Source organism: Streptomyces europaeiscabiei (assembly GCF_001550375.1).
Classification (GTDB): domain Bacteria; phylum Actinomycetota; class Actinomycetes; order Streptomycetales; family Streptomycetaceae; genus Streptomyces; species Streptomyces europaeiscabiei.
In genome coordinates, this window is the sequence record NZ_LRTR01000418.1 from 1 (window position 1) to 6839 (window position 6839).

6 protein-coding genes are annotated in these 6839 nt (G+C 70.1%); 5 read left to right on the forward strand and 1 reads right to left on the reverse strand.

Annotation, left to right across the window (positions count from 1 at the left end; genetic code table 11):
* Together AWZ10_RS20170 and AWZ10_RS20175 are read left to right on the forward strand one after the other, a co-directional pair.
* Nucleotides 1-817: glycosyltransferase family 4 protein (locus AWZ10_RS20170; RefSeq protein ID WP_060891739.1), on the forward strand; the 817-nt coding region annotated here is incomplete at its 5' end.
* 158 nt (nucleotides 818-975) lie between these two features.
* On the forward strand, nucleotides 976-2598 hold the full coding sequence (locus AWZ10_RS20175) for a GMC oxidoreductase (RefSeq protein ID WP_456340109.1): 1623 nt from the start codon (nucleotides 976-978) through the stop codon (nucleotides 2596-2598).
* Between the two features lie 34 nt (nucleotides 2599-2632).
* On the opposite strand, the gene AWZ10_RS20180 is transcribed toward AWZ10_RS20175, so the two are convergent.
* Nucleotides 2633-4429, reverse strand: a complete 1797-nt coding sequence (locus AWZ10_RS20180) for an AMP-dependent synthetase/ligase (RefSeq protein WP_046703874.1) — start codon at nucleotides 4427-4429, stop codon at nucleotides 2633-2635.
* Between the two features lie 358 nt (nucleotides 4430-4787).
* Here AWZ10_RS20180 and AWZ10_RS20185 point away from each other — a divergent pair, with 358 nt between their 5' ends.
* From AWZ10_RS20185 to AWZ10_RS20195, 3 genes are all read left to right on the forward strand, one after another.
* A complete protein-coding gene (locus tag AWZ10_RS20185) occupies nucleotides 4788-5543 on the forward strand; it encodes a metallophosphoesterase family protein (protein ID WP_046703873.1) in 756 nt (251 codons plus the stop codon).
* 83 nt (nucleotides 5544-5626) lie between these two features.
* Nucleotides 5627-6067 carry an SRPBCC family protein gene (locus tag AWZ10_RS20190; RefSeq protein ID WP_037693456.1) on the forward strand — a complete coding sequence of 147 codons (441 nt, stop codon included), beginning with the start codon at nucleotides 5627-5629 and terminating at the stop codon, nucleotides 6065-6067.
* Nucleotides 6068-6353: 286 nt separating this feature from the next.
* A partial coding sequence (locus AWZ10_RS20195) for an ArsA-related P-loop ATPase (protein ID WP_279616631.1) occupies nucleotides 6354-6839 on the forward strand: 486 nt, incomplete at its 3' end.

The following is a 6839-nucleotide window of genomic DNA, read 5'->3' on the forward strand; positions in this document are numbered from 1 at the left end:
GGCGGGCGCGACGCGGCTGGTGGCCACCACGCACGGCCACGAGGCGGGCTGGGCGCAGCTGCCCGCCGCCCGGCAGCTGCTGGGACGGATCGGTGAGGGCACGGACACGATCACCTACCTGGGCGAGTACACGCGCTCGCGGATCGCCACGGCTCTCACGCCGCAGGCGGCCGGTCGCATGGTCCAGCTGCCGCCCGGGGTCGACGAGAAGACCTTCCACCCCGGCTCCGGCGGCGCCGAGGTGCGGGCCCGGCTGGGGCTCACCGACCGGCCGGTCGTCGTCTGTGTCTCCCGGCTCGTGCCGCGCAAGGGGCAGGACACCCTGATCCGGGCGATGCCCGGCATCCTCGCCGAGGAGCCGGACGCGGTGCTGCTGATCGTCGGCGGCGGACCGTACGACAATGAGCTGCGCCGGCTCGCCCACGAGACCGGCGTCGCCGCGTCCGTCCGCTTCACCGGCGCCGTCCCCTGGTCCGAGCTGCCCGCCCACTACGGCGCCGGCGACGTCTTCGCCATGCCGTGCCGCACCCGCCGGGGCGGGCTCGACGTCGAAGGGCTCGGGATCGTCTATCTGGAGGCCTCCGCGACCGGACTGCCCGTCGTCGCGGGCGACTCCGGCGGCGCCCCCGACGCCGTGCTCGACGGCGAGACCGGCTGGGTCGTACGAGGAGGCTCCCCCGAGGACGCCGCCGAACGCATCGTCACCCTCCTGGGCGATCCGGAACTCCGGGCACGCATGGGGCAGCGGGGACGGGAGTGGGTCGAGGAGAAATGGCGCTGGGACCTGTTGGCAGAAACTTTGAAATCGTTGCTCTAGCCCTCCGGAGGGCGACGGGAACGGTGCGACCAGCCACGAGACGACCGGAAGTCGCCTTCCAGGAGCACCCGGCACACCGGTAGGCGCCGCACCGCGCGGCGGAGCCCCTAGCCGGAGCCGAAAAATCCGCACATGCTGCGCACATGACAGCAAAACTGATGCAGCGTCAACTGACGAGACGTCACATCCTTGGTATGGCCGCCCTGCAGACGGCGGCCACCCTCGGCCTCACCCGCATCGGCCTCCAGTCCGCCCATGCGGCCGAACCCGACGCGGTCGACTCCGCCCCCGCGATCGTCATCGGCTCCGGCTACGGCGCCGCCGTCGCCGCCCTCCGACTCGGCCAGGCCGGCATCCGCACCCTCGTCCTGGAGATGGGCAGGGCCTGGAACAGTCCCGGCTCCGACGGCAAGATCTTCTGTTCGACCAAGGAGCCGGACGATCGGTCCATGTGGTTCAAGAACCGGACCGAGGCCCCGCTCGCCACCTTCCTCTGGTTGGACGTCGTCAACCAGGACATCAACCCCTACCCGGGCGTCCTGGACCGCGTCCGCTACGCCAACATGTCGGTCTTCCTGGGCCGCGGTGTCGGCGGCGGCTCACTGGTCAACGGCAGCATGGCCGTCACCCCGCTCCAGTCGTACTTCGCCGAGCAGTTCCCGGCCGTCGACACCGCCGAGATGTACTCCACGTACTTCCCGCGCGCCCGCGCCATGCTCGGCGTCAACACCATCGACCCCGCGTGGTTCGAGTCCACCGAGTGGTATCGCTTCAGCCGGATCTCCCGGGCCCACGCCGACAAGGCCGGTCTGCGGACCACCTTCGTGCCGAGCGTCTACGACTTCGGCTACATGCAGCGCGAGGCGGCCGGCACCGCGACCAGGTCGGCCCTCGCGGGAGAGGTCATCTACGGCAACAACCACGGAAAGAAGAGCCTCGACAAGACGTACCTCGCCGCCGCCCTCGGCACCGGCAACGTCACCATCCACACCATGGAACGGGCCAGGGGCATCCGCCGGCTGAGCGACGGGACGTACGTCGTCACCGTCGACCGCATCGCCGACACGGGCACGGTCGTCGAGACCAAGGAGTACGGCTGCACCTACCTGTTCCTCGGCGCCGGCAGCGTCGGCACCACCGAACTCCTCGTCCGCGCACGGGCGAAGGGCACCCTGCCCGCGCTGGACGCCAGTGTCGGCGCCGGCTGGGGTTCGAACGGCAACGTCATGCTCGGCCGGGCCAACCACCTGTGGGACACGGTCGGGGCGAACCAGTCGACCATGCCGGTCATGGGCATCGACGACTGGGCCAACACCGCCAACCCCGTCTTCGCCGAGATCGCCCCGCTGCCCACGGGCCTCGAACACTGGGTCAGCCTCTATCTGGCGATCACCAAGAACCCGGAGCGCGCGTCCTTCACCTACGACGCCGCGAGCGACTCGGCGAAGCTCGGCTGGAGCGCCGCCCAGAGCGCTGTCTCCTCCTCCATGGCCAAGAAGCTCTTCGACCGGATCAACTCCGCCAACAGCACGATGTACCGGTACGACCTGTTCGGCTCGTCCAACAAGGTGTTCGCCGACGACTTCACGTACCACCCGCTGGGCGGCTGCGTGCTGGGCCGGGCGACCGACAACTACGGGAGGGTGAAGGGGTATTCGAAGCTGTACGTCACCGACGGCTCGCTGGTGCCCGGCTCGATCGGGGTGAACCCGTTCGTCACGATCACCGCGCTCGCCGAACGCACGATGACGCGGGTCCTCGCCGAGGACACCGCGCCATGAGCCGTGCGACCGCTGATTGCTGCCCGACGGCTGGTTACTTCTGGTAGATCGCCTCGATCTGGTCCGCGTAGTCCTTCGCCACCACGTTGCGCTTGAGCTTCAGGGACGGCGTCAGGTGGCCCGACTCCTCCGTGAACTGGGAGGACAGAATGCGGAACTTCCGCACCGATTCCGCCTTCGACACCGCGGCGTTGCCGTCGTCGATCGCGGCCTGCACGGCCGCGTTCAGATCGGCGTCCGCACTCAGTGACGCCGCGGTGGAGCCCGCCGGCTTGCCGTGCTCGGCGGCCCAGCGGCCCAGGAACTCCTCGTCGATGGTGACCAGCGCGCCCACGAAGGGCCGCCCGTCGCCCACCACCATGCACTCCGCGACCAGGGCGTGCGCCCGGATCCGGTCCTCGATCACGGCCGGGGCGACGTTCTTGCCGCCCGCGGTGACGATGATCTCCTTCTTGCGGCCGGTGATGCTGAGGTAGCCGTCCTCGTCCAGGGTGCCGATGTCGCCCGTGTGGAACCAGCCGTCGGCCAGCGCCTCCTCGGTCGCGCCCGGGTTGTTCCAGTACTCCTTGAACAGGTGCTCGCCGTGCAGCAGCACCTCCCCGTCGTCCGCGATCCGGATGACGGAACCCGGCAGCGGCTGCCCGACCGTACCGATCTTCTGGCGGTCCCAGGGGTTGAACGCGGTGGCCGCACAGGACTCCGTCAGGCCGTAGCCCTCCAGAACCGTGAAGCCGATGCCGCGGAAGAAGTGGCCCAGACGCTCGCCCAGCGGGGCGCCGCCCGAGATCGCGAACTCGCCCTTGCCGCCGAGCACCGCCCGCAGCTTGCTGTAGACGAGCCTGTCGAACACCTTGTGCTTGATCTTCAGGCCGAGCGCCGGACCCGACGCGGTGTCCAGCGCCCTGCTGTACGCGATCGCCGTGTCCGCGGCCTTGTCGAAGATCTTGCCCTTGCCGTCCGCCTGCGCCTTGGCCCGCGCCGAGTTGTAGACCTTCTCGAACACACGCGGCACACCGAGGATCAGCGTCGGCCGGAAGGAGGCCAGCTCGTCGGTGAGGTTCTTGATGTCCGGTACGGTGCCCAGCTTGATCGGCGCCATCATCGGCGCGACCTGCACGAGCCGCCCGAAGACGTGCGCGAGCGGGAGGAAGAGCAGGACCGAGCACTCGCCCGTACGGAACAGGGGGCGCAGCCGCTCCACCACGTTCCCGCACTCGGCGAAGAAGCTGCGGTGGGTGAGGACGCACCCCTTCGGGCGGCCGGTCGTGCCGGAGGTGTAGACGATGGTCGCCGGGTCGTCGGCCTTGGCCATCGAGCTGCGCTCGTCGACGGCCTGGTCGGTGACCCCCTGGCCGAGGCGGCCCAGCTCCTCCACACCGCCGTCCTCGATCTGCCACACGTGCTTCAGCCCCGGCAGCCGGTCGCGCACCGACTCGACGGCGGCCGAGTGCCCGTCCAGCTCCACGATCATGGCGGTCGCGCCCGAGTCGGCGAGGATCCACTCCACCTGCTCCGGCGAGCTGGTCTCGTACACCGGCACGGTGACCGCGCCGGCCGTCCAGATCGCGAAGTCCAGGAGGGTCCACTCGTACCGGGTGCGGGACATCAGCGCGACCCGGTCGCCCGGCTGGACCCCGGCGGCGATCAGCCCCTTCGCGGCCGTCCGTACCTCGGTGAGGAAGCGGACGGCGTCGACGTCCTGCCAGACGCCGTCCACCTTGCGGGCGATGACGGCGACATCGGGATGCTGCGCGGCGTTTCTACGGACGATGTCGGTCAGATTGCCGTCCGTCGGGACCTCGTACAAAGCCGGAAGGCTGAACTCGCGCAAGACTGCTGCTCCTCATAGGGCGCCGGCGCCACGACTGACGTGTGTGCTGCGACGGTGCGGTCCAAGGCCGGGAGAGCGCTCAGGTCCCCTTTGGTTCTTCGGTTCCTACTGGTTGAAAACCTGAGCACAACTGGACTGCCCGGACGTTACCCGTCGGTATGGCCTCTACGCGAGGGGGGTCGGGCGAGATGTTCTCCGCGTCACACGTGCGGGGTTCTACCCGGGAAGAATAGTCCCCCCACTTGCCGACTGGCCAGTAACCACACGTCCGACCGGCTCTGTTCACGTATGCCACACACGCCTACGCTTGATCGCCATGGCACGCACATCGGGCGGTAACGGCAGGACTCGCATTCACGTGGTCAGCGACGTGCACGGCAACGCACGCGACCTGGCCGGAGCGGGTGAGGGCGCCGACGCCCTGGTGTGCCTGGGTGACCTGGTCCTCTTCCTCGACTACGCCGACCACTCCCGCGGCATCTTCCCCGACCTCTTCGGCGCCGAGAACGCCACCCGGCTCGTCGAACTGCGCACCGCCCGCCGCTTCGAGGAGGCGCGCGAACTCGGAGCCCGGCTGTGGGCGGGCGTGGGGGAGGAGCGCTCCGCCGTGATCGAGAAGGCCGTCCGCAAGCAGTACGCCAAGATGTTCGCGGCCTTCCCCACGCCGACGTACGCCACGTACGGCAATGTCGATATGCCGAGGCTGTGGCCCGAGTACGCGGGTCCGGGGACGACCGTGCTGGACGGCGAACGGGTGGAGATCGGCGGCTGGGTCTTCGGTTTCGTGGGCGGCGGACTCCGCACCCCCATGCGGACCCCGTACGAGATCAGCGACGAGGAGTACGCGGCGAAGATCGAGGCGGTGGGGGAGGTGGACGTGCTGTGCACGCACATCCCGCCGGATGTCCCCGAGCTGGTCTACGACACGGTGGCGCGCCGCTTCGAGCGGGGGAGCCGGGCGCTGCTGGAGGCGATCCGGAAGACCCGGCCCCGGTACTCGTTGTTCGGACACGTCCACCAGCCGTTGGCGCGGCGGATGCGCGTCGGGGCGACCGAGTGTGTGAACGTGGGCCACTTCGCGGGGTCCGGGAAGCCGTGGGCGCTGGAATGGTGAGTCCCCGTAAGCGGTAGCCTTCACGCTGCACATACGTGCGCACCCACCTCCCTCACCGGACAGTCTCTGGAGGAGCCACCGCGATGGCGGAATTCACCAGTTCGAGCATCACGATCGAGGCTGCGGCCGCCGATGTCATGGGAGTGATCGCCGACTTCGCCCGCTACCCGGACTGGACGGGCGAGGTGAAGGAGGCGGAGGTGCTGGAGACCGACGGCCAGGGCCGCGCCGAGCAGGTCCGGCTCGTCATGGACGCGGGCGCGATCAAGGACGACCAGACGCTGGCGTACACCTGGACCGGGGCGAACGAGGTGTCCTGGACGCTGGTCAAGTCCCAGATGCTGCGGTCGCTCGACGGCTCCTACATCCTGAAGCCGGTCGGTGACTCGGTGACCGAGGTGACGTACCAGCTGACCGTCGACGTCAAGATCCCGATGCTCGGCATGATCAAGCGCAAGGCGGAGAAGGTCATCATCGACCGGGCGCTGGCGGGCCTGAAGAAGCGGGTGGAGTCCGGGGCCTGAGCCCTGCCCACCCGCCCGATCCGTCCTGGTGGTGGAGGGCGCTCGCGGAGTCTGCTGCGGCGGGTCTCGCGTCACCTGTCCGTCCATGTGTACGTCCACGGGCGGGTGAGCCCGCGCCCCCTGGCGCGGCGGGCCGCGTCGTGTCACAGCCGCCGTCCGTGCGTGGCCGCCGTCCGTTCATGACTGATCGCGCGGTTCCCGGCGAGTGCCTCCCGTCTCCGCGCGGCCTCGGCGGAGGGTGCCGGGCGGCGCTGAGGGGCCGGGCGCTGGGTTACCGTTCACCCTCATGCGCACCATCCTGATCACCGGGCAAGGCGGCAGCGGCCGTACGACGGTCGCGGCGGCCACAGCCGTCGAGGCGGCCCGTGAGGGCGTGCGGACGCTCGTGCTGAGCGCGGACCGCGTCGACAGCCTGGGGGCGGTGCTCGGGGTGGCGACCGGGACGGAACCCGTGCGGGTCGTCCCGAACCTGACCGCGTGGCGGCCCGACGCGGCGGAGCGGTTCCGGGAGGATCTCGTCGCCTTCCAGGAGCGGGCCTCGTCCGTGCTGGGAATGCTCGGCGCCGGCCGACTGGACGCCGAGGAGCTCACCCCCCTGCCCGGCGCCGAGGAACTCGCCCTGCTGCGGGCGCTGCGCGACGCCGCGCTCTCGGAGGCGTACGACCTGCTCGTCGTCGATCTGCCGTCCGCGCCGCAGGCACTCGCCCTGCTCGGCCTCCCGGAGGAGCTGCGGCGGTATCTGCGGCGGCTGCTCCCGCCCGAGCGGCAGGCG

Bases quoted from the DNA above. Each gene is read 5' to 3' on its own strand.
- AWZ10_RS20175 (WP_456340109.1), top strand. From the start codon at position 976: ATGCAGCGTCAACTGACGAGACGTCACATCCTTGGTATGGCCGCCCTG.
- AWZ10_RS20190 (WP_037693456.1), top strand. From the start codon at position 5,627: ATGGCGGAATTCACCAGTTCGAGCATCACGATCGAGGCTGCGGCCGCC.